The organism is Jidongwangia harbinensis, assembly GCF_020216025.1.
Taxonomy (GTDB): Bacteria; Actinomycetota; Actinomycetes; order Mycobacteriales; family Micromonosporaceae; genus Actinoplanes; species Actinoplanes harbinensis.
Genome location: NZ_JAIWNC010000085.1, coordinates 1 through 1,339, shown reverse-complemented (window position 1 = coordinate 1,339; position 1,339 = coordinate 1). Strand labels below are relative to the sequence as shown.

1 protein-coding gene and 1 pseudogene are annotated in these 1,339 nt (G+C 70.7%); both read right to left on the bottom strand.

The features are described 5' to 3' along the window. Positions 1–1,203: amino acid adenylation domain-containing protein (locus LDL48_RS42955; protein WP_308016565.1), on the bottom strand; the 1,203-nt coding region annotated here is incomplete at its 3' end. A gap of 40 nt (positions 1,204–1,243) precedes the next feature. Further along, a pseudogene (locus LDL48_RS45320) lies at positions 1,244–1,336 on the bottom strand (hypothetical protein); the annotation flags it as partial. Positions 1,337–1,339: the final 3 nt, after the last annotated feature.

The following is a 1,339-nucleotide window of genomic DNA, read 5'->3' as shown; positions in this document are numbered from 1 at the left end:
CGGCAACGCCCGCCGGTCCACCTTGCCGTTCGCCGTCTGCGGGAGCTTGTCCAGCAGCACGAACGCCGACGGCACCATGTACTCCGGCAACGCCGCCACCGCCACCGCCCGCAACGCCGCCGGGTCGACACCGGCCGACTGCACATAAGCCACCAGACGCCGATCCCCCGGCCGGTCCTCCCGCACCACCACCACGACCCGGCCCACACCCTCGGCCCGCGCCAGCACCGACTCGATCTCACCCAGCTCGATCCGGAAACCCCGCACCTTCACCTGATCATCCGCGCGGCCCACGAACTCCAGGACCGCATCGGCGTTCCACCGCACCACATCGCCGGTGCGGTACATCCGCGACCCCGCCACACCGAACGGATCCGCCACGAACCGCTCCGCCGACAACCCCGCACGACCCAGATAGCCCCGGGCCAGGCCCGCACCGGCGATGTACAACTCACCCGGCACCCCCACCGGCGCCGGCCGCAACCCCGCATCCAGCACATACACCTGGGTGTTGTCGATCGGCGCCCCGATCGACGGCACCCCCACCAGATCCGCCGGCACGTCCCACACCGTCGACCACACCGTGGTCTCCGTCGGCCCGTACATGTTCGTCACCGACAACGCCACCGACGCCAGCGAACGGGCCAACGCCACCGGCAACGGCTCACCACCCACCAGCACCCGCACCCGGCCCAGCCAACCGGTGTCCCCCACCGCCAACAGGCCATGCCACAACCCCGGCGTCGCCTGCAACACCGTCACGTCCTCGCGGCAGGCCAGTTCGCGCAGTGCCACCGGCTCGCCGACCTGCTCGTTGCCGGCCACGACCACCGAGGCACCGGTGACCAGCGGCACGAACAACTCCAGCACCGCGATGTCGAACCCGACGGTGGTCACCGCGAGCAGCCGATCCGACTCAGACACCCCGAACCGGGACGCCATCGCCCGCACGAAGTTCACCAACGCCCCATGCGGAATCTGCACCCCCTTCGGCCGCCCCGTCGAACCCGACGTGTAAATGACGTAGGCCGACTGATCCCAATGCAGCTCCGGCAACTCCGCCCGCGCCGCGCCGACCTCGTCCAGCAACCGGACCGGAACCCCCGCATCCGGCACCCGACCGGCCAACTCCGCCGACGACAGCACCAGCACCGGCGCCGCGTCCTGCAACACGTACCGCACCCGATCCGCCGGATAATCCACGCCGCACCCGATCCGCCGGATAGTCCACGTCCACCGGCACGTACGCACCACCGGCCCGCCACACCGCCAACAACGCCACCACCAGATCCACCGACCGCGGCAACATCACCGCCACCCGCGACTCGGCACCCACACC